This is a genomic window from Pseudomonas sp. JS3066, from assembly GCF_036328175.1.
GTDB lineage: Bacteria > Pseudomonadota > Gammaproteobacteria > Pseudomonadales > Pseudomonadaceae > Metapseudomonas.
Window position 1 is genome coordinate 1,254,636 of the sequence record NZ_CP143312.1, and the last position, 23,732, is coordinate 1,278,367.

At 63.7% G+C, this 23,732-nt stretch carries 28 protein-coding genes; 13 read left to right on the forward strand and 15 right to left on the reverse strand.

What is annotated here, in order from left to right; translation table 11 throughout:
- Positions 1-44 precede the first annotated feature (44 nt).
- From SA496_RS05940 to SA496_RS05955, 4 genes are all read right to left on the reverse strand, one after another.
- Positions 45-599, reverse strand: a complete 555-nt coding sequence (locus SA496_RS05940; protein WP_120652130.1) for a magnesium transporter — start codon at positions 597-599, stop codon at positions 45-47.
- 186 nt (positions 600-785) lie between these two features.
- Positions 786-965 (reverse strand): hypothetical protein, encoded by a 180-nt coding sequence (locus tag SA496_RS05945; protein WP_028626729.1) that lies wholly within the window; start codon positions 963-965, stop codon positions 786-788.
- A 94-nt stretch (positions 966-1,059) separates the two neighbouring features.
- A complete protein-coding gene (locus tag SA496_RS05950) occupies positions 1,060-1,269 on the reverse strand; it encodes a cold-shock protein (protein WP_120652128.1) in 210 nt (69 codons plus the stop codon).
- 277 nt (positions 1,270-1,546) lie between these two features.
- Entirely contained in the window at positions 1,547-2,053 is a 507-nt protein-coding gene (locus SA496_RS05955; RefSeq protein WP_256672686.1) for a cytochrome C, read from the reverse strand.
- A gap of 177 nt (positions 2,054-2,230) precedes the next feature.
- Here SA496_RS05955 and SA496_RS05960 point away from each other — a divergent pair, with 177 nt between their 5' ends.
- Positions 2,231-2,557, forward strand: coding sequence for a diguanylate cyclase domain-containing protein (locus SA496_RS05960; protein ID WP_330115163.1), 327 nt, complete (start codon positions 2,231-2,233; stop codon positions 2,555-2,557).
- Here the strand turns inward: SA496_RS05960 and SA496_RS05965 are convergent.
- Entirely contained in the window at positions 2,545-3,453 is a 909-nt protein-coding gene (locus tag SA496_RS05965) for a LysR family transcriptional regulator (RefSeq protein WP_330115164.1), read from the reverse strand. The two genes, SA496_RS05960 and SA496_RS05965, sit on opposite strands and share 13 nt — an antisense overlap.
- A gap of 129 nt (positions 3,454-3,582) precedes the next feature.
- On the opposite strand from SA496_RS05965, the gene SA496_RS05970 reads away from it, so the two are divergent.
- The gene (locus SA496_RS05970) at positions 3,583-4,341 is read left to right on the forward strand and encodes an SDR family NAD(P)-dependent oxidoreductase (protein WP_120652124.1); all 759 of its coding nucleotides are present in this window, start codon (positions 3,583-3,585) and stop codon (positions 4,339-4,341) included.
- Between the two features lie 263 nt (positions 4,342-4,604).
- Complete coding sequence (locus SA496_RS05975) at positions 4,605-5,474, forward strand: universal stress protein (RefSeq protein ID WP_120652122.1); 870 nt, start codon at positions 4,605-4,607, stop codon at positions 5,472-5,474.
- Positions 5,475-5,531: 57 nt separating this feature from the next.
- Here SA496_RS05975 and SA496_RS05980 read toward each other — a convergent pair whose 3' ends face one another.
- Entirely contained in the window at positions 5,532-5,663 is a 132-nt protein-coding gene (locus SA496_RS05980) for a hypothetical protein (protein ID WP_256660989.1), read from the reverse strand.
- Positions 5,664-5,914: 251 nt separating this feature from the next.
- Between SA496_RS05980 and SA496_RS05985 the strand changes: the two genes are divergently transcribed.
- The 3 genes from SA496_RS05985 to SA496_RS05995 all read left to right on the forward strand — a co-directional run bounded on the left by SA496_RS05985 (position 5,915) and on the right by SA496_RS05995 (position 9,132).
- Complete coding sequence (locus SA496_RS05985) at positions 5,915-6,682, forward strand: PP2C family protein-serine/threonine phosphatase (RefSeq protein ID WP_120652120.1); 768 nt, start codon at positions 5,915-5,917, stop codon at positions 6,680-6,682.
- 2 nt (positions 6,683-6,684) lie between these two features.
- Complete coding sequence (locus tag SA496_RS05990; protein ID WP_330115165.1) at positions 6,685-8,214, forward strand: serine/threonine-protein kinase; 1,530 nt, start codon at positions 6,685-6,687, stop codon at positions 8,212-8,214.
- A 75-nt stretch (positions 8,215-8,289) separates the two neighbouring features.
- The gene (locus tag SA496_RS05995; RefSeq protein WP_120652116.1) at positions 8,290-9,132 is read left to right on the forward strand and encodes an FHA domain-containing protein; all 843 of its coding nucleotides are present in this window, start codon (positions 8,290-8,292) and stop codon (positions 9,130-9,132) included.
- A gap of 136 nt (positions 9,133-9,268) precedes the next feature.
- Here the strand turns inward: SA496_RS05995 and SA496_RS06000 are convergent, their stop codons facing one another.
- Positions 9,269-9,859: an NAD(P)H-dependent oxidoreductase gene (locus SA496_RS06000; RefSeq protein ID WP_330115166.1), complete on the reverse strand. Its 591-nt coding sequence runs from the start codon at positions 9,857-9,859 to the stop codon at positions 9,269-9,271.
- Positions 9,860-10,019: 160 nt separating this feature from the next.
- Here SA496_RS06000 and SA496_RS06005 point away from each other — a divergent pair, with 160 nt between their 5' ends.
- Complete coding sequence (locus tag SA496_RS06005; protein WP_330115167.1) at positions 10,020-10,334, forward strand: putative quinol monooxygenase; 315 nt, start codon at positions 10,020-10,022, stop codon at positions 10,332-10,334.
- Here SA496_RS06005 and SA496_RS06010 read toward each other — a convergent pair.
- On the reverse strand, positions 10,331-11,095 hold the full coding sequence (locus SA496_RS06010) for an alpha/beta hydrolase (protein ID WP_330115168.1): 765 nt from the start codon (positions 11,093-11,095) through the stop codon (positions 10,331-10,333). The genes SA496_RS06005 and SA496_RS06010 overlap by 4 nt on opposite strands.
- 135 nt (positions 11,096-11,230) lie before the next feature.
- Between SA496_RS06010 and SA496_RS06015 the strand changes: the two genes are divergently transcribed.
- Positions 11,231-11,554, forward strand: coding sequence for a carboxymuconolactone decarboxylase family protein (locus SA496_RS06015; RefSeq protein WP_120652110.1), 324 nt, complete (start codon positions 11,231-11,233; stop codon positions 11,552-11,554).
- A gap of 77 nt (positions 11,555-11,631) precedes the next feature.
- Here SA496_RS06015 and SA496_RS06020 read toward each other — a convergent pair whose 3' ends face one another.
- Both SA496_RS06020 and SA496_RS06025 read right to left on the reverse strand, forming a co-directional pair.
- Positions 11,632-13,479, reverse strand: coding sequence for an ABCB family ABC transporter ATP-binding protein/permease (locus SA496_RS06020; protein WP_330115169.1), 1,848 nt, complete (start codon positions 13,477-13,479; stop codon positions 11,632-11,634).
- 75 nt (positions 13,480-13,554) lie between these two features.
- Positions 13,555-14,472 carry a LysR substrate-binding domain-containing protein gene (locus SA496_RS06025; protein ID WP_120652106.1) on the reverse strand — a complete coding sequence of 306 codons (918 nt, stop codon included), beginning with the start codon at positions 14,470-14,472 and terminating at the stop codon, positions 13,555-13,557.
- 95 nt (positions 14,473-14,567) lie between these two features.
- Here SA496_RS06025 and SA496_RS06030 point away from each other — a divergent pair, with 95 nt between their 5' ends.
- Together SA496_RS06030 and SA496_RS06035 are read left to right on the forward strand one after the other, a co-directional pair.
- Positions 14,568-14,873: a putative quinol monooxygenase gene (locus SA496_RS06030; RefSeq protein WP_120652103.1), complete on the forward strand. Its 306-nt coding sequence runs from the start codon at positions 14,568-14,570 to the stop codon at positions 14,871-14,873.
- A gap of 14 nt (positions 14,874-14,887) precedes the next feature.
- Positions 14,888-15,736 carry a type 1 glutamine amidotransferase domain-containing protein gene (locus SA496_RS06035; protein ID WP_120652101.1) on the forward strand — a complete coding sequence of 283 codons (849 nt, stop codon included), beginning with the start codon at positions 14,888-14,890 and terminating at the stop codon, positions 15,734-15,736.
- A 97-nt stretch (positions 15,737-15,833) separates the two neighbouring features.
- Here the strand turns inward: SA496_RS06035 and SA496_RS06040 are convergent, their stop codons facing one another.
- Positions 15,834-16,271 (reverse strand): Lrp/AsnC family transcriptional regulator, encoded by a 438-nt coding sequence (locus SA496_RS06040; protein WP_028630156.1) that lies wholly within the window; start codon positions 16,269-16,271, stop codon positions 15,834-15,836.
- Between the two features lie 130 nt (positions 16,272-16,401).
- On the opposite strand from SA496_RS06040, the gene SA496_RS06045 reads away from it, so the two are divergent.
- Complete coding sequence (locus SA496_RS06045) at positions 16,402-17,301, forward strand: DMT family transporter (RefSeq protein WP_330115170.1); 900 nt, start codon at positions 16,402-16,404, stop codon at positions 17,299-17,301.
- 54 nt (positions 17,302-17,355) lie between these two features.
- On the opposite strand, the gene SA496_RS06050 is transcribed toward SA496_RS06045, so the two are convergent.
- Together SA496_RS06050 and SA496_RS06055 are read right to left on the reverse strand one after the other, a co-directional pair.
- Positions 17,356-17,607, reverse strand: a complete 252-nt coding sequence (locus SA496_RS06050; RefSeq protein WP_120652097.1) for a hypothetical protein — start codon at positions 17,605-17,607, stop codon at positions 17,356-17,358.
- Entirely contained in the window at positions 17,585-18,289 is a 705-nt protein-coding gene (locus SA496_RS06055) for a YebC/PmpR family DNA-binding transcriptional regulator (RefSeq protein ID WP_120652095.1), read from the reverse strand. Before SA496_RS06055 ends, SA496_RS06050 begins: the two co-directional genes overlap by 23 nt.
- A gap of 195 nt (positions 18,290-18,484) precedes the next feature.
- Between SA496_RS06055 and SA496_RS06060 the strand changes: the two genes are divergently transcribed.
- Positions 18,485-20,245 carry a sensor domain-containing diguanylate cyclase gene (locus tag SA496_RS06060; RefSeq protein WP_330115171.1) on the forward strand — a complete coding sequence of 587 codons (1,761 nt, stop codon included), beginning with the start codon at positions 18,485-18,487 and terminating at the stop codon, positions 20,243-20,245.
- Between the two features lie 340 nt (positions 20,246-20,585).
- The gene (locus tag SA496_RS06065; RefSeq protein ID WP_120652092.1) at positions 20,586-21,437 is read left to right on the forward strand and encodes a CAP domain-containing protein; all 852 of its coding nucleotides are present in this window, start codon (positions 20,586-20,588) and stop codon (positions 21,435-21,437) included.
- Positions 21,438-21,452: 15 nt separating this feature from the next.
- Here SA496_RS06065 and SA496_RS06070 read toward each other — a convergent pair whose 3' ends face one another.
- Together SA496_RS06070 and SA496_RS06075 are read right to left on the reverse strand one after the other, a co-directional pair.
- Positions 21,453-22,835 carry a hypothetical protein gene (locus tag SA496_RS06070; protein ID WP_330115172.1) on the reverse strand — a complete coding sequence of 461 codons (1,383 nt, stop codon included), beginning with the start codon at positions 22,833-22,835 and terminating at the stop codon, positions 21,453-21,455.
- 107 nt (positions 22,836-22,942) lie between these two features.
- On the reverse strand, positions 22,943-23,725 hold the full coding sequence (locus SA496_RS06075; protein WP_153917838.1) for an NAD(P)H-dependent oxidoreductase: 783 nt from the start codon (positions 23,723-23,725) through the stop codon (positions 22,943-22,945).
- Positions 23,726-23,732 lie beyond the last annotated feature (7 nt).

The window sequence follows — 23,732 nt, forward strand, 5'->3', positions numbered from 1 at the left end:
CGGCGGATGACGCCGAGCGTTGCATCCGCCGTCGCGAGGAAGGTTTACATCATCTTGCGCAACTGATGCAGACGGTGTTGCAGAACCTCGGCCCAATCCGGCGTGGCCTGGCCCGTGCCAGCGGTCCTGAGCATCGGGTGGTGGCTGACGACGCGGGCGAGGATGGGCTCCTGGGTGGGTTTCACGTCGACGAAGAACACATGCTTGCCTTCGTCCAGCGTGCGCTGGAAGCGCTTAACCACGGCATTGGGTGTCTGTATTCCGAACAGGCTGCCTTCCCAGACACTGAAGCCGAACAGCGCGATCGCGAGGAAGATGAAGGGAATCCACCCGGCCGCCGTACCGGTCCAGCCACTGAGCCAGGCCACCAGCATCACCAGGGCCGCAAGTGCGAGGCCGATGCCGACACCAATCAGGCCGGAGTGCACCATGTCACGCTTCATCACGGAGGAGACATCGTGCAAGTGGTAATGCTCCAGGTCGGCATCGCGTTCGCTGAGCACGTGGATCTGCTCGTGGTCGATGCCCTGGGCCTCGAGCTCGTCTTCGACCTTTTCCAGGTCCTTGAGGTTGTCGCTGATGTAGTAGTGCCGCTGCATGGGACACCTCCCATCTGGCTGGCGCCGGGCCCCCGTCCGACCGTTACCCCCGGTTTCCGGCCGCTGCCGGCCTGTCTGGAAGTTTAGTCGGGTGAGTCTTGCTGCAAGCGGCATCCGCCCATCGGCAGGGCGGTGGCGCCGGGCGGAAGGTCTTGCACCTGTCCGCCCCGGGGCGCCCAGAGGGTCTTACTTGTTGCCGATGCGGATATGGCGGCTCGGCGCGACCTGGGCGCTGACACCCTTGGCGATTTCCTGGATCTCGCCACCCTTGTTCAGGAAGGCGGCAATCTGAGCTTCCAGGGCTTCGCTGCTGGTGGTTGCTGCCGGCGGCTTGGGGGTGCTGCTATGGGAGGTCTTGATGCGCATTTCACTTTCTCTGTACGTGGTGGCCGATGGTTGGCCATTCGGAACGACTGAAAAAAAAACCGGCCCGAAGGCCGGTTCTTTTATCGGCTTGTGCTTACAGCACTTGCACTTCGTCGGCTTGCATGCCTTTTTGGCCCTGCACAGCGATGAAGGAGACCTTCTGGCCTTCCTTCAGGCTTTTGAAACCGGCGCTTTGGATAGAACGGTAGTGAACGAACAGGTCCGGACCGTTATCGGTGGTAATGAAGCCGAAGCCCTTTTCATCGTTGAACCACTTGACGGTACCGGTTTGGCGCTCGGACATTGGAATGTCTCCTAGAAACTGAGTTATTGCTGGGCTGGACCGTTCCAGCCTGTCACTGAGTGCAGAGAGTCGGCAACCGATGAAGAAGGGACCGCTAAAGTACAGACCGTTTCCCGGTGACACATGCATCACAGCGCTCGACACAATACCTGTGCTTTCGAGGAATGCCTAACCTTTTATTCGCCAGCCGTCTGATCAGGTCGCCCAGGCAACCCTTCTGCGAACACGCAAGGATCGATCGACGAATGGCACAACATCCGCAGGTGTCGCAAATCCGTCACTCCACTCCGGGGAACTCCGCGTAGGGCATCTGCGGTGCCTGCCCTGGTGGCACGTAGGCCGGCGCCACGCTGCCGGCCGGGCCCAGGTTGCGGATGTAATGGAAGATCGCCGTGAGGTCGCGGTCCTCCATCCGGCGCAGGTTGAACCAGGGCATCGGAGGTCGCCATTCCCGCCGGGCATGTTCCAGCCACTGTGCCTCGCTGAGATTCTGCGCCACCAGGCGCAGGTTGGACGCATAGGTGGTGCCCCAGGGACCGCGCCAGCCCAGTGGGCTACCGGTCAGCCACTGGCCTTCGGCCACTTGCCCGGACGATTCCATCCAGCCTGCCGTATGGCAGTCGTTGCAGCCGGAAACCTGGATCAGGTAGCGCCCGCGAGCGACGTCATCGCTCTCGGCCATGGTCGGAAACACCAGGAAGGCGAGCGCGGTGGCGAACCATCTAATGAGACGAACGCCCAAGGCGCCGAACTGCGCCCAGGGAGTGGCGAAGGGCAGGGACATGATGGCATCCACAGGAGAAAAGCGACCCCGAAAACGATAGCAGCACCGATGTGGTTGCGATGGACGGCATCGCACCGGGCGGGTTGCTTGATCCGCATCAAGGCAATCGGGCCTTGGCTGATCGAGGGCATTCCCGATGACCTGTAGCCGCTCTGGCTGACCCTGAGCGCTTCTTGCGTGGTCTTCTTCTTCGCCTCAGAGCTGCCGCACAACAACTTCAGATTCATTGTTCGCGAAGCGCTTGGAGAGTTCGAATTCGCCCGCATCGGCGGTGAAGGGTTTGGTGTCAACCTCTGGGACATCACGCATGAAGAGGTCCAGAGGCGCATGCAGGTGCTCCTGACGACGATGCGGGAAGCACCGGCAGCCAACCCGGTGATGATTAGTGTCGACGTGGGCAGGCTGGACGCCGGCGACAGCCTCAATCAGGCGCTCATCAAGGCCGACCAGGCCCTCTACGACTCCAAGCACAACGGTCGCAACCGCTTTACCTACGCCCCCTGAGGCGCGGCCTGTTCCTGAACCACCAGTTCCAGCCACTCCATGAACGCGCGCACGCGCCGGGGGAGCCGGCGGTGGGCGTAGAGCAGGGTCACTTCCAGTGGCGGCGCCTGGAATTCCGGCAGGAACGCTACCAGTTCGCCGCTTTCCAGGAGTTCGCGCACACCATGCAGCGGCACCTGGATCAGCCCCAGCCCGCCCAGGCAGGCGGCGCTGTAAGCTTCAGCGTTGTTCACCGTCAGGCTGCCGGCCATGGGCAGGTAGTGGACCCTGCCACTGGCGAGGTACTCGAAGCCCGGGGGCCGACTGCCCAATATCGACACGTAATGCACCAGCCGATGGCCGGCGAGATCTTCCAGCGAGTGCGGTACGCCATGGGTGGCGAGGTAGGCACGGCTGGCGACATTCACCACCGGGAAGGCTCCCAGAGGGCGCGCTACCAGCGATGTGTCCAGCAGAGGCCCGACTCGCAGCACCAGGTCGAAGCCTTCGCGCACAAGGTCCACCCGGCGGTCGGTACTGCTGACTTCCAGCTCGACTCCCGGATGCAGGTCGGTGAACTCGACCAGGCGCGGCATCACCACCTTGCGTGCAAGAACAGTGGGCATGTCCACCCGGATACGGCCAGATAATGCTGTGGCGTCCTGGCGGAACAAGCCCTCCAGTTCGTCCATCTGCGCCAGCAGCTCGCGACTGCGTTCATGCAGCAGAAGACCGTCCTGGGTCGCCCGGACCTTGCGTGTGGTGCGTTGCAGCAAGCGCGTGCCCAGGAGTTCTTCCAGCGCCTGTATCTGGTCAGACACGGTGGAACGGGGCAGGCCAAGGCTGTCTGCGGCCTGGGTAAAACTTGACAGTTCGCTGACCCGTACGAAGGTTCTCAGTAGCTCCAGCTTGTTCATCCGTGTGGCGCCTCTTTCCGGATTATTCGAGTTTGCCGCTCAGTGATTCCGATAGCGGATTATTTATCGCATGTAAGCCGGACAATAAGCTCCTCACCACATCCACCACCTGCAACCAGGAGCACTGCAATGACCCGCAAGATTGCACTCATCACCGGAGCCAGCCGAGGCCTCGGCAAAAGCATGGCGCAGCACCTGGCGGCCCAGGGTATCGACATCATCGGCACCTACCACAGCAAGCTGGAGGACGCCGAATCCCTCAGCCGCGAGATCATGGACCTCGGCGGACACGCCGCCATGCTCCAGCTGGACGTGAGCAAGAGCGCCACCTTCGAAACCTTCACCGCCAGCCTGGGGCGCTTGCTGAAGACCGAGTTCGGCCGCGACAATTTCGACTTCCTGGTGAACAACGCGGGCATCGGCATCCATGCCAGCTTTGCCGAAACCACCGAGGAACAGTTCGACCAACTGGTGAACGTCCAGCTCAAGGGGCCGTTCTTCCTCACCCAGAAGCTCCTGCCTCTGATCGCCGACGGTGGACGCATCCTGAATATTTCCACGGGGCTGGCGCGCTTCGCGCTGCCGGGCTATGCCGCCTACGCGGCGATGAAGGGCGGCATCGAAGTGCTGACCCGCTACCAGGCCAAGGAGCTGGGCGCGCGTGGGATTTCCGTGAACGTGCTGGCCCCCGGCGCCATCGAGACCGACTTCGGCGGCGGCGTGGTGCGCGACAACTCCCAGGTCAATGCCTTCATCGCCGGCAATACCGCTCTCGGCCGCGTCGGCCTGCCGGAAGACATTGGCGCAGCCGTGGCCATGCTGCTCTCTGACGCGGGGCGCTGGATCAATGGGCAGCGGGTGGAAGCGTCGGGTGGGATGTTCCTCTGAGGGCGTGCGGCGCAGCGGCTCATCATGGGAGAAGGCCTCGCCCGGCAACTTGAATCGGCTCAATGCGTGCTTATTCCTTCCGGGCCTTGATCAGGAATCAATCGGACTTTGCCCCGCGATGACCTGCCTTGCCCGGCGAGGCAGGGAGGCCATACTCCTGACCACTGAGGACGTCGGCAGCCCCGGCTGCCGGGCGTTCGTCCCATGACTCGGCAATAGAGATCAGCCCGCACTGGCGTTTCCGCAACCGGAGGACGATTGCCATGCGTTCGGTTAAGAAAATCCTGGTCGTCATCCCCCTCGATTCCGAGTCCGAAGCCCTCGAGCGGGGACTGCAGATTGCTCAGAAGCTTGACGCAACCCTCAACCTTCTGCTTTGCGATCCGAGCGATAGCTCCTCCGGGGTACTCGACCAATACCTGGTCGGGCTCCTGCGCTCGGGCGTGCATGCGCGAGGTACGGTGGCACGGGTAGATTTTGATCGTGCGAGTAACGCCATCCTGGAAGCCTGTCGCACCCAATCGTGCGACCTGGTAATCAAGCAACACCGTTCCGCTGGACGCCTGAGCCAACTGCTGATGACTCCCGATGATTGGCAGCTGTTGCGCCAGGTACCCACACCGCTGCTCCTGATCCGGGGGGGACGCGTCTGGGAAGGCGGCACCGTTCTCGCTGGCATGGATGTCGAGCACCAGGACGCGGCACACGTCGCGTTGCAGGGCAATGTAATGGAACACGCCAACTTCCTCCGCGGCCTGTTCGGTGCCGCCTTGCATGTGGTGAGCGCCTATTCGCCGGCCAGGCTGCCCCAGGCCGACCCGGAGCAGACCCTCGACCAGGTCATCGCCCGCCATTGCCATGAGCAGTGCCGCTGGTTCATGGAGGAGTACGAGCTGCCCGAGCATTGCCTGCATCTTGGCGAAGGCCCGGCCCGAACATTGATTCCGCAGATTGCCCACCAACTCGAGGCGGGGCTTACCGTGCTGGGCACCGTCGCCCGTCAGGGGCTGGCAGGCGCGCTGGTGGGCAACACGGCGGAGGCCGTGCTCGATCGGTTGGAGGGCGATCTGCTGGTGATCAAGCCAGAGGCTGCGTTGGAGGAGGCGGCGCCCGACGGCCATCGCGCAGCCTGACCCAACCCATAAAACGACGCCCTCCATCAGGAGGGCGTCTTCGTTGCGCTGGAGGGTTCAAGGATTCGGCGCATGACTGCCGAGCAGGCCGGCACCGGATTTCTTGCTGCGCTTGGCAGAGCGTTTTTCCAGAAGGGTCTTTTGCGGCTTTTTCTTCGCCGCGCGTTTTGCATCGAGACCTTTGCTCATGATGGTTACTCCGCGAGAGGGTGAATGGATCAGCGCATCCCTGCCTTGAAGCGCTCAATGGCCATTACCACCTCCTGGGCTGCACGAGCCGGTTGGTTTACGGAACCGATGAAAACAGCATAGCCGCCTGGCACTCGGCTGCATGCCTTGGAAAATGTTCGACTGCTTAACACTTCATCTACCGGGCGGTGACATCGACCGGCCGCCGCCGCATCATGCGGGACCAACGCTTGCCGGCAACCGAGAGCCCAATGTCCGAACGACTGGGATACGCCGCGCAGTCCATCACCGGCTGCGTGCGTGAACACAACGAAGATGCACTGCTTTGCGCCCCGGAGCTGGGGCTCTGGGCCGTCGCCGATGGTATGGGCGGCCACCAGCGCGGCGAAGTGGCCAGCGCCGTGGCGGTTTCCACGTTGCGGGACGCAACCTCCGCCGGGCAGGACCTGGAGGCTGCGGTGCAGCTCGCCCACGCCGCCGTCGTGGCGGCAGCTGGCGGTTCTGGCATGGGTACCACCCTGGTCGCAGTGAAATTCGACGGAACGGCATTCGACCTGGTCTGGGCCGGCGATAGCCGCGCCTACCGGGTGAGCGCTGCCGGAATCGTGCGGCTGAGTCACGACCATAGCCTGGTGCAGGCGCTGGTGGACGCCGGCGAACTGACCGTACAGCAGGCTCGCCAGCATCCTCGGCGCAATGTCGTGACCCAATGTCTGGGCCAGGTGCACCAGGATCTTGAAGTCGGTCGCGTGCTGGGCACGTTGGCGCCCGGCGAATTGCTGCTGCTGTGCAGCGACGGCCTGAGCGGCGAACTGGACGACGAACAGATCCAGGCCCGATGCGCCCACGCCGAAACCCTCGACGAACTGGTCGCGCAATTGCTGGAGCAGGCGTGCGATGCCGGTGGTCGGGATAATATCTCCTGCATCGTGATCGGCCTGATGCCGCCGGAAACCTCTTTGCCTGCAAGCAGGTCCAATTCGTTCCTGAGCCGGTTGCTCAAATCCCGAAGACCCTGAACATGACTGACAATCTTCTCGATATCCCCGGCTATCTTGTGCACGGACGCCTGGGCAAAGGTGGGATGGCCGAGGTCTACCTCGCCACCCAGGAGTCCCTCAATCGCAAGGTTGCGGTGAAAGTACTGGACCGGCTGGACGACGAAGCCCTGGTTGATCGCTTCGTCAGGGAGGCGCGCATGCTGGCCTCCCTGCGCCATCCGTCCATCGTCACCATCCACGATATCGACCACCTGCCCGATGGCCGGCCCTATCTCGCCATGGAGTTCCTTGCCGGTGGCGACCTCGGCCGCCACAAGGGGCACGAGCTGGAGCCCCTGGAGGCCCTGCGCATCGTCCGACAGATCGCCAGCGCCCTGGCGGTCGTCCACGACAAGGGGCTGGTACACCGCGACATCAAGCCGGCCAACATCCTCTTTCGCGACGATGGCACGGCGGTGCTCACCGATTTCGGTATCGCCAAGGACCTCGAGCTGGATACCGAGCTGACCCAGTTCAACGTCGCCGTCGGTAGCCCTGCCTACAGCAGCCCGGAGCAGGCCCAGTGCCAGCCGCTGGACGCTCGCAGCGATATCTACAGCCTGGGCGTGATCCTCCTGGAGCTGCTGACCGGAGAGAACCCGTATCGCGGCGCAAGCTACGCCGATACCGTGCTCAACCACGTGCAGATGGACCCGCCATTGCTGCGCCGGGGGCTGTCCGACTACCAGCACCTGATCGATCGCATGCTCGCCAAGGACCCGGAAGAGCGTTTCGCCGACTGCCGGGTGTTGCTGGAAAGCCTGACCGAACTGTGCGATCTCGACCTCGATTTCACCCGCATTGCACCCGTTGTATCCGTAGGCGCATCTGCGAAAAAGTCAGCAGCACGCCAGCGCTACCGCGGCCTGCTCTGGGGGCTGGCCGGCCTCATGCTGCTGGTAGTCTCCACGGGGGGCGGTTATTACGTCGTTCTGCGCATGAAGATCGCCGACCTGCTGGAGCTGGGGGAGCAGCGACTGGCCGAAGGCAAGCTGATGGAGCCGACGGCCGACAACGCCGACTTCTACTTCCATGAAGTGCTGCGCCTGGACAACGACAATGCCAAGGCCGGTGACGGCCTGCAGCGTGTGCTTGCCGCGCGCGTCGCCAACATCCTGGCCCTGGCCGAGCAGCGCCTGGCCGAGGACCAACTGGTGCAACCCGAGCAGGACAACGCGGTGTTCTATTACCAGCAGGTGCTGACTTTGGCTCCCGGCAACGAACAGGCGCTGGCTGGGCTGGAGAAGGTCGCACAGCGCTTCGTCGATCACAGCGAAGAAGCCTACCAGCGACGTGAGTTCGCCCTCGCGCTGGAATACATCGATGCCGGACTGCAGGTCGCGCCGACGAACCCGACGCTGCTGGAGTTGCGTGCCGTTCACGACCAACGCGTGCGCAAGGCCAAGGCAGCTCGTGTGGCCGCGAGCCGCCAGACCCGGCCGCAACAGCAGGCGCGCCAGCAGGAAGAGAGCAACCCCATCAAGAAGTTCTGGAACCGTCTTTTCAACTAACTGCCAACTCCAGCAAGGTCAGGATTGCAGGCACATGGCTATCATTGCCCTGTGCCCTGCTTCCAAGGACCTCAAATGCTACGAATTCACTTCGCGGATAACCGCCAGGCGCCCATCTGGCTGGTGGATGAGCGCTTCACCATCGGTCAGGACAGTCGCAACAGCCTGGTGCTGGCGGACCCGGAGATCAGCCTGTTCCATGCGGAGATCCGCCAGGATCACGGCCAGTACTACCTGAGCGATTGCGGTACGCCTGGCGGCACCTTCGTCAATGGCGAGCGTATCGGTGCACGCTTCCAGTTGCGCTCCGACGACCTCGTGCGTATCGGCCAACTCGAACTCCTGCTGGTGGACCCGGCCAAGGCCAGCCCCAAGGCGCAAGCCTCGGCACGCTGGTTCCTGCAGGTGATCAAGGGGGAGCACGAAGGGCAGAAGTACCACGTCACCGGCTCCCTGACCTTCGGGCGCTCGGTGAAGTGTGAGCTGTGCTTCAGCGATCAGGAACTATCGCGCCGGCACTGCGAGTTCTTCCTCAAGGACGATGTGCTGGAGGTCAAGGACCTCGCTTCCGCCAACGGCGTTTTCGTCAACCAGCAGAAGGTCAGCACCGCCGTGTTGCAGCCAGGTGATCAGATTCGCATGGGCTCTGTGACCCTGCTGGTGATCGGCCCCAAGGTGGCTGCACCGCAGGTGGTGGACGAGGACGCCACGCTGTTCATGCCCGTGGCGCAGATCCCGAAGGCTACGCTGCCACGCCCGGCAGCTCGTCAACAGGTGGCCAACCCACTGCGCGCGGCGGCGCAGAACAATGTCGCCCCCTCTGAAGCCGTGCGACAGTCGCCGAACAAGGTGCTGATTGGCCTGTTGGTGCTGGTGATCGCTGCAGCCGCGGCCTATGCCGGCAAGGTGCTGCTGTAGGGGCGCATTCATCCGCCAAGGGACGCACAGCGGCCCGGTAGGTTGGCGCTGAGCCTGCGAAGCCCAACGCGTCGGTTGCCTTGGGCGACGTTGGGCCGCGCAGCACTTGGCGCCAACCTACGAACGTCTGCGCGGATCAGGCGGTGATGCCAAACACTTTGGCCAGGTGCTCTTCATAGCGCTTCACATCCTCCTCGATGCTCGGACGCTTCATCACATCCACGCAGAGGAAGGTGGGCAGGGTGCTCATGCCGAGGAACTGGTTGGCCTTGTGGAAGGGGAAGTAGACGGCGTCCACACCCTTGGCCTCGAAGAAGTCGGTGGGGTCGTCAAAGGCCTGTTGTGGTGCGTTCCAGGTCAGCGACAGCATGTACTGTTTGCCATGGATGAGGCCGCCGCTGCCGTACTTCTGCGAAGCGTCCGAGCGGGTGCGGCCGTCGTTGGCATAGAGGGTGCCGTGACCGGCAGTGAACACCTCGTCCAGATAGCGCTTCACGATCCAGGGAGCGCCCATCCACCAGCCGGGCATCTGGTAGATCACGACGTCGGCCCAGAGGATCTTCTGCACCTCTTCGGCAACGTCGTAACCGGAGTCAATCTGGGTTTCCTTGATGTCGAAGCCGGCGCGGTCGAAGAAGGCCAGCGCGGCATCGTGCAGGGTGGCGTTGTAGCGGCCGTCCGAGTGGGCGAACTTCTTGCCGCCGTTGAGCAACAGAATCTTTTTCATGGCAGTAGCCTCCGTAAGTCGATGTGACGGCAGACTACCGGTCGCACCCTTGCGGAAACACCGCCCGGGGCGCAATTGATACTTGCGGTAAAGTCATGAATTGATGGGTGTGCTTTGCGGTAGGGTTGATAAAAATTACGTCACCCGCGAGGCCGATGCCATGAGCCAACCCCACGCTTTTATCCTGCATGCCCATACACGTCCCGAGAAAGCCGACGAGTTCGAATCGCTATTCCGCGCTTATGTCGAACCCAGCCGGGCGGAGGAGGGCTGCGTCGAGTACCACATGCTGCGTGATGCCCAGGACCCGAGCCTGTTCATCTTCTTCGAGGTCTGGCAGAGCCGCGCCGCCTTCGACTTTCATTGCGCGTTACCGCACATGCAGAGCTTCCACGAAAACCGCATGGACTACCTTGAGCGGGACTTCGATATCCGCGAAATCAAGATGCTCAGTCCGTCGTCCGCCAAGGCCTAGATTCCGCTGCGAATCAAACTCAGGTACTCCGGCCGGCCGCCAATGTCGTTGTGGCCGGCCCCAACGATCACTTCCCTCCGCGCGACGCCCGAGCGGAACTGGGCGAAGAGTTTTTCGCTGCTCCAGCGCGGGATGACTTCGTCGCGCTCCGCGACGATCAGCAGGGTGGGCACGGCGATGGCGGGGACGTAGCGCCAGGACTCGTACTTGTCCTGAAGCATCCAGCGCACCGGGAAGACCGGGAACTGCCGCTGGGCCAGCTCCAGGATGCTGTTGTAGGGCGTGACCAGTACCAGCCGCGCGACCCGGCGCTGGCTGGCGAGGTGAATGGCCACGCCGCTGCCCAGGCTGCGGCCGACCACGGCCACTTCGCTGTGCAAGGCGCTGACCTTGTCGAACAGCTCCAGGGCATCGTGCAGGATGGCGGCTTCCGTGGGCCGTCCGGTGCTGTCGCCGAACCCCCGGTAATGCAGCAGGTAGAGCGCGTGATCGGGAAAGGCTTCGGCGAAGTCCGGCAGGCTGCGGGACACGTCCTCGGCATTGCCGCCGAAGTAGATCAGCGCCTTGGAGCTGGCGAGCGGACGCACCGTGACGGCGATCTGCTGGTCCGTTACAGGCAGCATCAGGAGCCGGTCCGGACCGCCAATGGCACGGGGTTGCGGGAAATACAGCAGCGAACGCTGGAATGCGAACAGCAGCGTGCCGGCTCCCAGATAGAGCGCAATGGCGAGCAGGACGACGCCGATCAGGCTGCGCGGCATGCTGATGTCGGAACGCGATCGGCGATGGGGCTCTTGAACACAGTGGATGTCCTCTCTGCCGCGGGGCGGGTTCATTCACCTTAGTCGAGGCAGGCTTGCCTAAGCTGAAAGGGCATGCCCACGCGAGGTATTCCCATGGAACGCAAACACGGTCTTGAAACCTACAAGCGCCTGAAGAAACAACACCCGGCGTATTTCCAGGCGGTGGAAACCCTCGGCGCTGTGGTGCGCCAGGCCGGCCCCCTGGATGAACTCAGCCTGCAACTGATCCAGCTCGCCGCAGCAGCGGCGATCCATTCCGAAGGGGCTGTCCACAGCCATACCCGGCGGGCCCTGGAGGCCGGCGCCAGTCCGGCGCATATCCACCATGCCTTGCTCGCGCTGACCAGCACCATCGGTTTTCCTACCGTGGTCGCGGCCCTGAGCTGGGCGGGGGATGTGCTGGAAAGCGAGGAATAGGGCGCATTGCTTCAGGTAGGAGCGAGCTTGCTCGCGAAAGAGCAGACTCAGCAAGCTCGCTCCTACAAATGCTGCCTCTATGGGGTGGGGCTCACCTCCGGCTCCTGCTGCTGCAACATCCACATCTGCGCATAGGTGCCGCCGGCTTCCAGCAGCTCGCGGTGAGTGCCTTTTTCTAGCACGCGGCCGGCGTCGATCACGAGAATCTGGTCGGCATCCATCACCGTGGACAGACGGTGGGCGATGACCAGCGTGGTGCGGCCGACCTGGATGCGGTCCAGGGCGGTCTGGATGGCCTTTTCCGACTTGGAGTCCAGTGCCGAGGTGGCCTCGTCGAAGATCAGGATGGCGGGGTTCTTCAGCAGGGCGCGGGCGATGGCCACACGTTGCTTTTCGCCGCCGGAGAGCTTGAGGCCGCGCTCACCCACGGGGGTCTCGTAGCCATCGGGCAGGCGCAGGATGAAGTCGTGGATATGCGCGGCGCGGGCGGCGGCCTCCACCTCCTCGCGGCTGGCGCCGGGGCGGCCGTAGCTGATGTTGTAGTAGATGCTGTCGTTGAACAGCACGGTGTCCTGGGGAACGATGCCGATGGCGCTGCGCACCGAGCCCTGGGTCAGTTCGCGCAGGTCGTGGCCGTCGATGCGGATGTGCCCGGCATCGATGTCGTAGAAGCGGTAGAGCAGCCGGGCGAGGGTGGACTTGCCAGACCCTGAATGGCCGACCACTGCCACGGTGCCGCCGGGGGGAATCTCGAAGTCCACGCCGTGGAGTATCTCCCGGCGCGGGTCATAGCCGAAGTGCACGTTCTCGAAGCGCACCCGTGGCCGGGTGGTTTGCAGCGGGGTGGCGCCCGGCGCGTCCTGCACGTCCTGGCGCTCGTCCAGCAGACCGAACAGCCGCTCCATGTTGGTCAGCGCCTGCTTCACCTCGCGGTACATCATGCCGAGCATGAACAACGGGGCGGACAGCTGCAGCAGGTAGGTGTTCACCAGCACCAGGTCGCCGATGGTGAGTTCGCCGGCCACGACGCCCGCGGCGGCACGCCACATCATGGCCGTGACACCCATGGCGACGATGGAGGTCTGGCCCAGGTTGAGCAGCGCCAGGGACTTGGTGGCCTTGACCTTGGCGTTCTCCAGGTGGCGCAGGTTCTCGTCGTAGTGTGTCGACTCGTGGGCTTCGTTGTTGAAGTACTTCACCGTCTCGTAGTTGAGCAGCGAATCCACCGCGCGCTCATTGGCGCGGGTGTCCGCCTCCACCGCTGCGCGGTAGTAGCGGGTGCGCCATTCGGTGATGGCGAACGTCCAGATGCCATAGGCAACCAGGGTGGCGAGGGTGATGAAGGCGAAGCCCCAGTCGTACGCCCAGACCAGCACTGCAGTGACCAGCAGCACTTCGAGCAGGGTCGGGACAATGGTGTACAGCGTCCAGTCCAGCAGGTCGGAGATGGCACTCCCGCCACGCTCGACGTCACGGGCGACGCCGCCGGTGCGCCGGCCCAGGTGGAACTTCAGGCTCAGCCCGTGGAGGTGCTGGAACACCTTGAGGGTGATCTGCCGCGAGGCCCGCGCCATGACCCGGGCGAATACCACCTGGCGCAGTTCGGTGAACAGGGTGACGCCGATGCGCGAGGCGCCATAGGCCAGCAACAGGGCAACCGGCAGCACCAGGAGGCTGGGCTCGACATTGAGCCCATCGACGATCTGCTTGAGGGCGATCGGCACGTAGAGGTTGATCAGTTTGGCGGCGAAAATCAGCCCCAGCGCCAGGGCGATGCGGCCGGTGTAGGGCTTGAGGTAGGGCAGCAAGGTGGCGATCACGGCGGCATCGCCACGGGTGCCGGCCTTGCGCGCAATGGGAGCGGAACCGTCGTTCTTGTTACCGGTCGCGTCCTGCGGAGCCGGGTTGTCATCCAGGGCTGCCATCGCCCACCTGCCTTCTGTGATCAATATCTGGCGACGATACTCCAGAGCCGGGTCTGGCGCGAAGCCACCCGAGGGCTAGCGCGCGATGGAATCGGCCACCTGCTGGACCTGTTTGCGGAACCAGCGGCGCAGCCGGTCGGCGTCGGTCCGTTCATGCCAGATCTGCATAACCTCCACCCGTGGCAGCGTCAACGGCAGCGGGTGCATGCGCAGGTCGGGGTCGCGATCCACGGCTTCTTCGGCCAGTGAGCGCAGGCAGGTGAGCAGCAGGTCGGTGCCGCGAATCAGCCGGGTCGGTGCGATGAAGCTGGACAGCCCGGCGGCGACCCGGCGGCTCAGTCCCCTGGCCTGCAGGGCCCGATCCACCAGGCCATCGAGGTCACCGGTAAGGGTAGTGAGAAGGTGCTCGCAGGCGAGGAACGCGTCCAGGTCCAGACCGTTGGCCAGGCGCGCGTTGCCTTGGGAGGCCAGGACCACGAAGTCCTCGCTCAGCAGGCGCTGCTGGTGAAAGGTGCCTGGGAGGTCGGTGTAGAAGCCGGCAATCGCCAGGTCGCAGGTGCCTTTCTCCAGCTCGTCGCGAGGGAGCTGGCCACGGGTGTTGTGGGTGACCAGAACCAGGTTCGGCGCCTGGCTGCGCAGCTTCGGCAGAAGCTTCGGCAGCAGCGTCTGTTCCACATAGTCCGTGCTGTAGAGATGGAGGCGCTCGGCGCGGCCGAGGAAGTCCTGTCCGTCGCAGAGCTCGTAGAAGGCTTCCAGCTCGCCCACCAGGCGCTGCACCTGGGGCGCCAGCTCATGGGCGCGGGGCGTGGGCGTGAGACCGCGGGGGGCGCGGACGAAAAGCGGGTCGCCGAACTGGTGGCGCAGCTTGTTCAGCTTGTGACTCAAGGCCGGTTGGCTGAGGGCCATGCGCTCGGCCGCCAGCGACGCATTGCGTTCCTGGTAGAGCACGTGGAAGACCAGCAGCAGGTTCAGGTCCTTCTTGGTGATATTCATTTTTTGGATGCCAGAAATAGAAGCTTTCGAATTATCGAATCTTAGTGCCTTGCCTAGGATGGCGGCCACTGACGCGCTGATATCCAGGAGACCCCATGACCATCAGCATCTTCGCCACCATCAGCCCCAGACCCGAGCACCGCGACGCGGTGGAGCGGGCCCTGCGAGTGATGGTCGAGCGCTCCCGGGCTGAGCCCGGCAACCTGCGTTACGACCTGTTCATCCACGAGGGCGAGGTGCTGGCTTTCGACCTCTTCGAGCTATACGCCGATGAGGCTGCCGTCGAAGCCCATCGCCAGAGCGCCCATTACCAGGCGTATCGCGCCGCCACTGCCGACTGGCTGGCCGCGCCCACCCAGGTACGCCTCGCCCGTCCGCTGGACTTGGCACCGTTCAACTGATCAGGAGATTCAACATGACCAAGGTTTCCACCCTGGCGCTGGCCCTTGCCGGCGCGATGCTGGCCGGCACGGCCAATGCGGCGCCCAAGGGCGAGGTGCTGGTGCTGCTTTCCAGCGAGAACCAGTTGCCACTCAAGGACGGTAAGCAGTACCCCACCGGCTTCTACCTCAACGAGTTCGGCGTACCCGCGGACCACTTGCTCAAGGCGGGCTACGCGCTGGTACTGGTGACCCCCAGGGGCAACGCACCGAGCGTGGATAAACGCTCCATCGATCCGCAGTACTTCGGCGGAGACGCAGCGGAAATGAAGCGCATCCAGAATGTGGTCGAAGGCCTGCCAGGCATGAACGACAGCCTGTCGCTGCAAGAAGTACTCGCCGGAGACCTGGACCGCTATGCCGGGTTGCTGATTCCCGGTGGCCACGCGCCGCTGATCGACCTGGCCAACAACCCCGAAGTGGGAGCGCTATTGCGTCACTTCCACCAGGCCGGCAAGCCCACCGCTGCCATTTGCCACGGGCCCATTGCGTTGCTCTCGGCCCAGGACGATCCCGCCAGCTACCAGGCGGCCCTCGCCCGTGGCGAGAAGCCGGCGGCGAGCAACTGGCTCTACCAGGGCTACCGCATGACGATCTTCGCCGACCCGGAAGAGCAGGTATTCGAAAGCTCCCTCAACGGCGACCGCATCCTCTTCTACCCGGCCAAGGCGATGGCAGGTGCTGGCGGCGACATGGCCTACGCCACGGCCTGGAGTCCCAACGTGGTGGTGGATCGCGAGTTGATCACCGGCCAGAACCCGTTCTCCGACCATGCGCTGGCCAAGGCGTTGGTGGAAAAGCTGGGGGTGCGGAAGAGCGAGTAACGCGCTACGCCGCTCTGGCCAGTTGGCGCCGGGCACCGACTTGCCGGGCAGCGTTCCTCAATGGAGCGCCGCGCGGCAAAACCTGCTGCGCGGTGTTTCACGCCATCGGCGGCAGCCGTCGCTTCACCGGGGTTTTCTTGACGATGGCGGTGCTGGTTTCGGCATAGACGTTGATGCGGTCCAGCAGCGTGTCGAGCTGTTCCATGGAGCGCACGCACAGCCGTGCGATGAAGCAGTCGTCGCCGGTCACCTTGTCGCACTCGGTGAACTCCGGAATGTCCTGGATCTTGCGTTCCACCACCTGCAACTGGCCGGGCAGGGGACGGATTCGCACGATGGCTTGGAGCTGGTAGCCAAAGGCCTTCGGGTCCACCTCCACCGTGTAACCCGTGAGCACACCGCGTTCTTCCAGCTTGCGCAGTCGCTCCGCGACGCTGGGGGAGGAAAGGCCGCTGATCTGCGCCAGGGCCTTGAGGGAACGGCGCGAGTCTTCCATCAAGGCGGAGATCAGCAACTGGTCGATGTCGTCGGTCATGGCGGCCTCGTTAGGTGAACGGATAAAAGTGCCTTGATAGTAAAGGTAGATGGCGAAATTAGCCTTTTCTATCGCATAGAATCTGCCCGTTGTGGCTCGTCATACTGTGCGCCACACAGAGGAGCCCATCATGGACAAATCAATACATCGCGGTTCGTTGGAAATGGTCGCCGCCATGCTCATCTCCGGCACCATTGGCTGGTTGGTGATGCTCTCGGGGCAGCCGGTGCTGGATGTGGTGTTCTGGCGCTGCCTGTTCGGTGCATTGACCTTGCTGGTCATCTGCGCGGCGATGGGCTTCCTGCGCCCCGGCATCCTTACCCGAGCCACCTTCCTCCTTGCGGTACTCAGCGGCGTGGCCATCGTCGGCAACTGGGTATTGCTCTTCGCCTCCTACTCGCGAGCGTCTATCTCCATCGGCACGGCGATCTACAACGTCCAGCCGTTCATGCTGGTCGGGCTGGCAGCACTGTTCCTCGGTGAGAAGATCACCGTGCAGAAGCTGGCTTGGCTTGCCGTGTCGTTCTTGGGAATGCTGGCCATCGTCAGCGCCCACGGCGGGCAGGGCGAAAGTGGCGGTGATTACCTGGCGGGCATTGCCCTGGCCCTGGGCGCGGCGTTGCTCTATGCGATTGCGGCGCTGATCATCAAGCGGCTGAGCGGGGTGCCACCGCACCTGATCGCGCTGATTCAGGTCACCACCGGGGTGCTGTTGCTGGCGCCCGTGGCGAATCTGTCCAGCCTGCCGCAGGGCACTGATTCCTGGTCCATCCTGCTGACACTCGGCGTGATCCACACCGGCGTGATGTATGTGCTGCTCTACGGCGCCATACAGAAACTGCCGACGGCCCTGACCGGCGCACTGTCGTTCATCTATCCGATCGCGGCGATCTTCGTCGACTGGTTCGCCTTCGGCCGACACCTCGAACTGTTGCAGTGGGTGGGCGTGGCGGCGATTCTCGTTGCGGCGTTGGGGATGCAGCAGGGCTGGAACTTCAGCCTGCGCCGGGCGGTTCAAACCCAATCGTAGGCTGGCGCCAAGCGGAGCGCGGCCCAACGTCGGATTCGTTGGGCGCCGATGCGCTCAATGCAGCTCTTTCGATGCCTGGCCGAACTGGAGGTCCGCCGTATTCAGGCGTTCCAGCTCACGACGCACCATATTGGCGAAGGCCGACGGCTTGAGGTGGTACAGCTCTGTGGCTACCCAGGCGAGCCAGCGCGGGCCCATGGCGTCGCGCTGCGCCAATAGACGCAGCGCTTCGTCACGGGCCTGCCCGGCATGCTCCTCGTGGAACTGCCGGCGGCTTGCCGGATCAGTTGGCTTGCAGGCCGACATAGACGTTCTGCACGTCGTCGTGGTTGTCCAGCGCGTCGAGGAAGGCTTCCACTTCTTCCAGCTCGGCACCGGACAGGCTCACCGGGTTCTTCGCCTTGTAGCCCAGGTTGGCCGACTGCACGGTGAAGCCGAATTCCGGCAGCGCCTTGCACACGGCGTCCAGGTCAGTCGGGTCGGTGTAGAACAGGGTGGCGCCTTCATCGGCGGCTTCGAAGTCCTGGGCACCGGCCTCGATGGCGGCCACTTCCACGTCGGCATCGGCGCTGGCAGGTTCTGCCTCGATCATGCCCAGGTGGTCGAAGTCCCAGGCAACCGAGCCGGAGGTGCCCAGTTGGCCCTTGCGGAACAGCACCCGCACTTCGGCGACGGTACGGTTCACGTTATCGGTCAGGCACTCGACGATTACTGGCACGCGGTGCGGGGCGAAACCTTCGTAGAGGGTACGCTCGTAGTTGACCACTTCACCGGAAAGGCCAGCGCCTTTCTTGATGGCGCGCTCCAGGGTGTCTTTCGGCATGGAGGCCTTCTTGGCCTGGTGCACGGCGAGACGCAGCTTGGGGTTCATGTCCGGATCGGCGCCGTTACGCGCGGCGATCATGATCTCTTTCACCAGTTTGCCGAAGATCTTTCCTCGGGCGTTGGCGGCGGCTTCTTTGGGTTTGGCTTTCCACTGGGCGCCCATGGCGGCTCTCTCGCTGGTTCGTTGGGGGAAACGGGTGGCGATTCTACTGGGGCGACGGGGGAGGCTGCCAGCCAACTCGTCAGCCCGCCCGACCGTGCGGAGAATCTGGCACCAATTGGCCATTATGGTTAGATTGCATATCACCAGGCCAATAGGCGCCAGGCGGTGTAGCAGCCCCTGCGAGGCGGAGTCCGAATGCAGTTGCCCAGCAGTTCCAACGCGCCGGAAGGCGCCAGAGATGAGCGATTCGACGGCCTGGTCCGCATGGCCAGGCGACATTTCGGCGTCAGGGCCGCCCTCCTGACCACTGGCAACAGGGACCGCCAGCAGGTTTGCGCCTGTGACGGCTGGACACTGGTCGACCCATTGCCGGATGGCCACCTGCCTCTTTTTCACGTCACCCAAACCGATGCGCTGCTCGTGGTGCCTGATATCCACAGGGACGAGCACTTGCGCAATCACGACCTGGTGAAAGTCTTGCCCGGCCTGCGCTTTCTCGCTGCCTGCTCTTTGCCGGGGGCGGATGGCGCCCTGTTCGGCGTGCTCTACCTGTTGCACGACCAGCCCCGAGATCTGGATGTCGAGCAGCACCAGGGGCTGCGCGATCTCGCTGAACTTGCAGCTGGGGTGCTGGTACGTGAGGAGTCGGATCGACGGGAGCTGGAACGTCTGCAGGAAAGCGAGCGGCGCCTGGCGCCAGCCATCGCCGGAAGTGGAACCGGAATCTGGGATCGCAATGCGGTGACCGGCGAAATCCACTACTCCACCGGCTGGAAAGCCTTGCTGGGGTACGCGGACCACGAGGTCGGCAATCGCATCGAGGAGAGCTACACCCGCGTCCACCCGGACGATCTGGCTTACGTGCAGGCAACCATTCAGGCCCACTTCGAGCGACGTACCGAAGCCTACGAAGTGGAACACCGGCTGCGTTGCCGGGACGGAAGCTACAAGTGGGTGTGCAGTCGCGGCAAGGTGGTTGAGCGCGATGAGTTCGGCAAACCGCTGCGCATGGTAGGCACGACCACCGACATTACCGTCATGCGGGCACTGTCCGAAAAGATGCAGCAGACCGCTGCGTTGATGACAGACCTGACCAACGAGATTCCGGGCATGGTCTTCCAGTACCGGCGACGGCTGGATGGGCACTCGTACTTTTCCTATGTCAGCGCCGGGGTTCGCGAAATCTACGGGCTGACGCCGGAGCAACTGGAGCAGAGCGCGGACGCGCTGCACGCGATCATCCACCCGGACGACCTCGCGCTTTACCTCGGATCGCTTGAGACTTCCGCGCGGGACCTCAAGCCGTGGCACCTGGAATACCGGGTTCAGCTCCCGGGCTGTGGCGCCTCCTGGCGGCAGGGTGATGCGCGGCCCAGGCCCCTGGCTGACGGCAGCGTGCTCTGGCACGGATTTATCACCGATATTACCGAGCGAAAGCTGATCGAAGCCGAACTGCAGGTATTCGCTACCACCGATTCGCTGACCCAGCTCTCCAATCGCCGACATTTCATGCAGCAGCTCGAGAGCGAACTGGCGCGTGTGCAGCGCTCGGTCGGCTATTGCGCGGCAATCCTGATGTTCGACCTCGATCACTTCAAGTCAATCAATGATCGTTGGGGCCATTCCGTGGGAGACCTCGCGCTGCGGCACTTCTCGGCGATTCTCTGTGCCCAGTTGCGTCGCACTGACGCCGCCGGGCGTATGGGCGGCGAAGAGTTCGCGGTGGCGCTGAGCAATGCCTCCGTAGGCGAAGCCATGATCTTCGCCCAACGTGTCCAGCAGGAGCTGGACCGCACACCGCTGCCTCACGGCGACGAGCGCCTGGCCCTGGCCGTCAGCGTTGGTATTGCCACTATCCACCCCACCGATGTCAGCGCCGAGGCCACCTTGTCACGCAGCGACATGGCGCTCTATCGCGCCAAGCGGGGCGGTCGTAACCGCATCGAATGCCATTGAAAGATGCGGGCCCGTCGCGGCGACCAGGATCCTGGCCAGCTGCCGGTCCCCTCTCTCTGCAAGCTCGCGCTTCTGTCGAATGCCACCTCCTGATTTCATCTTCCCAGCTCCGCCATTCTCGGTGTGCCCAGTCTTCATGCTCTGGAGCCGGCGCACGGCTGCTTGAAAAGGGGGAACTGGAGGGCGGCATCGAGTAACAAACCCTTATTCAGGGCATTGCAGGACGAGTAACCACATGGCGGATTTTCTTTTACCTGCGCGCCGCTAATTGCCACGGAGAGTGCACAGGATGGGGCGGAATCGCGCATCATTGAGCGCAATCAGCTTGAGGGAGGTTTCCATGGAGGTCATGTCATCCGTTCTGCGCCTTGGTGTGCTGTCGCTGGGACTGGCGCTGGCCAGCACCGCGGTGGCGAGTGAGGAGACGCAACTGGTCGATTCCATCAATGTCTATCGCGGCCAGGTACAGCCTTGTGCCGGCCAGGCGTCGATGGAGCTACCCCCGCTCAAGGCTGACCCGCGCCTGATCCTGCCGGCCGGCAGCATTGGCGACCTCCAGCAAGCGCTGTCGCGAACGGCTTATCCCCTGGTCAACGTGCAGGCCATCAACCTCTCCGGCCCGCGTGACGCCTCGGCGGCCATGAAGGCCTTGAAGGAAAGCTTTTGCCAGGTGGTGCTGGACCCGCAGTTCGTCGATGTCGGTGTGAGCCGCGAGGGTCAGGACTGGCGCATCGTGCTGGCGCGGCCATTGCTGGCCGGCGGGCTGGGCGACTGGCAGGCTGAAGGGCAGAAGCTGCTGGCGCAGATCAACACCGCTCGCAACCAGGCCCGCCAATGCGGCACCCAATCCTTCGCCGCCGCACCGCCGCTGACGTGGAATGCCACCCTGGCCGGTGCCGCGCTGGAACATACCCGCGCCATGGCCAACCAGAACTTCTTCGACCACAAGGACCGCGATGGCCGTACCCCCGGCGACCGCGCCGAGCTGGCCGGCTACTCCGCCCAACTGATCGGCGAGAACATAGCCGCCGGCCTGGACACCTCCAGCAAGGTGGTAGACGGCTGGCTGGCCAGCCCCGGCCACTGCGCCAATCTCATGAACCCGCAATTCCGCGAACTCGGCGCCGCGTACGCGGTGGACCCGAAGAGTGACGCGGGCATCTACTGGACGACGATGTTCGGAGCGCAGTGAGTGCGGAGGCGGGTATCAGTTCAGGCTGTTCTTGATGCGCTCGCCGAGAATGAAAGCCTTGCCCAGGTCGGGGGCGACCACCACCGGTAGCAGCGAGTAACTGTCCTGCGGATAGTTGCCGCCGCCGCCGGCGCCATACTGAATGACCAGCATCACCTGATAGCGACCGTTTACGCCTTCCTCTTTGAGATCCGAGCCATCGGGTGCCTTGGCTATCCATGCAGTGATGGGGATTTTCGGATCGCCGTGGGGCTGAAACGCACTCGCCATATCGCCGTCATGAATCTCGACAACCGGCTCCCCGTTGCCCTCGTATTCGTAGGTGCCCTTGATGGGGGCCGGCAGACTGGGGCTCACGCTGTAATCCACACCATTGACCGTTTTAGTGAGCAGGCCATTGGCCTGAGCCGGGGCAGCAGGCGTCGCGGCCAGCGCCGGGTCGTCGGTGCTTGCGGGCGCCGGTCGGCTGGCGGCGTTCTCTCGCTCGACCTGGGCCAGTATCTCGGCGGCCTGGGCATTCACTTCTTCCTCGATGCCCATCTCCTGGATCATGGCTGTGTGCTGGGCCATCAAGGCGGCCACCTGGGCGTCTTGTGCTGCGCTGTCCGTGCTGTCGGCAACAGCTGAACTGGCCTGGGTTTCGGCCGATACCGAAGGCGCGGATTTGACGGCGGTTGTAGCGGCGGTCAGGGCTGAATGAACTTGATCTGCGGAGGGGGTCGATTGCCCTGTGCTGGTCGCTGTCGGGGGCGGGGCAGCGTGTTCAGCGGTGGGCTGCTGCGCGGCAGGTGCCGGCGGGGTCGTTTGGGCAGTCGACTGCGTGGGGGCGTTCTCCTGCGGATAGGGCGTGGAGAACAGGACTTTCGTCACCTTGCCCTCTGCGCTCGCTTCGACGATCTCATGCACATAGGCGCCATCGGGGGACTGACGGATGCGGTAGGGCGCGACACCGAGAAACAGCACGGAACCATCGGCTTCGAGCGTGCCCTCCCATTCGACGCCGTTCAGGTTGCTGATCAATTGTCCCGCGCGGGAGCCGCGGCGAACGGTGCGGCTGAACAGCACGTCGCCGGCGGAGCTTCGCGCCGTCTCGCGGATTTCCTGGCCAGGCGTGCTCCAGGAAAGCTCGTAGCCAGGTACGTCCTGCTGTTGAGGCGTGTAGCGATGCCCCACGAGTGAGGCGTACGCGCCCCACACGGCGGGGTCTGCGTTGAACTGGATACTGAAGTCCGCCGGAGGCACCGCTTGCGTGACGTTGGATTGGGGCGGCAGGGGCGCACAACCCGCCAGCAGGCTGACCACGAGCAAGAGGGCAAGGCCGGATGCAGCACGGGCCGGTAGGAAGGCCCGTAGCGATGTCGTGGTTTTCATTGTTGTTGTTTCGCTCCTGTCCATCATCGGGGATGCTCCACGCTACCCGAGTGTTTTTACCGGAGGCCTCGATGGATGGACAGGGGCAGTTCAAGGCGCAGCAAGCGCCCCTTCATCAGGCTTGCAGAGGCGATTCAGTCCTGGCCGAGATGGGCTGCGAAACCGCTCTGGCTCGGGGCGAGATCGGGGCGCAGGGTGAGGGCGGGTATTTCGTAATCGCCGGCGTTCTGTTTGCGGTAGGGGATGGGAGTCGTCTGCCAGAGCGTGTCCAGGCGCTCACCCAGTTCCTCGCGCACGGCGGCGAAGCGGGCTTCGTCCATGCGGCTGGTGCGGTAGACCAGGTAGGGCGGCAGTACATCAAAGCCAGGGTAGTGGAGGATTCCATGCTGGATGGGGAACAGCAGGTCATCAATGGGGCCGTTGATCCCGCGTGAACTGTAGTGGGAGTCCCAACCGCCGGTGGTGACGATCAGCATGGCGCGCTTGCCGGCCAGATTACCCTCGCCATAGCGATTGCCCCAACGGCTGTCGGAGTGCTCGCCCACGCCGTAGGCGAAACCATAGGCGTAGACGCGTTCGACCCAGCCCTTGAGGATCGCCGGCATGGTGAACCACCACATCGGAAACTGCAGGATCAGCGCATCGGCCCAGCGCAGTTTTTCCTGCTCACGGGCGATGTCGTCGCTCTGCCGGCCATTGGCGAACGCCTGCCGGGAGTCCCCGGACGGGGAGAACGGCACGCCCGGCTGGTAGTCGAGGTGATCATCGGCATCCAGCGTGGCCTTCCAGCCCATTGCATAGAGGTCGCTGACCTGCACCCGGTGGCCAGCGGCTTCGAGGCGTTGCACGGCGAAATCCCGAAGGGCGCCGTTGAGGGAGCGAGGTTCAGGGTGGGCGAATACGATCAGGACATTCATGGGGAAA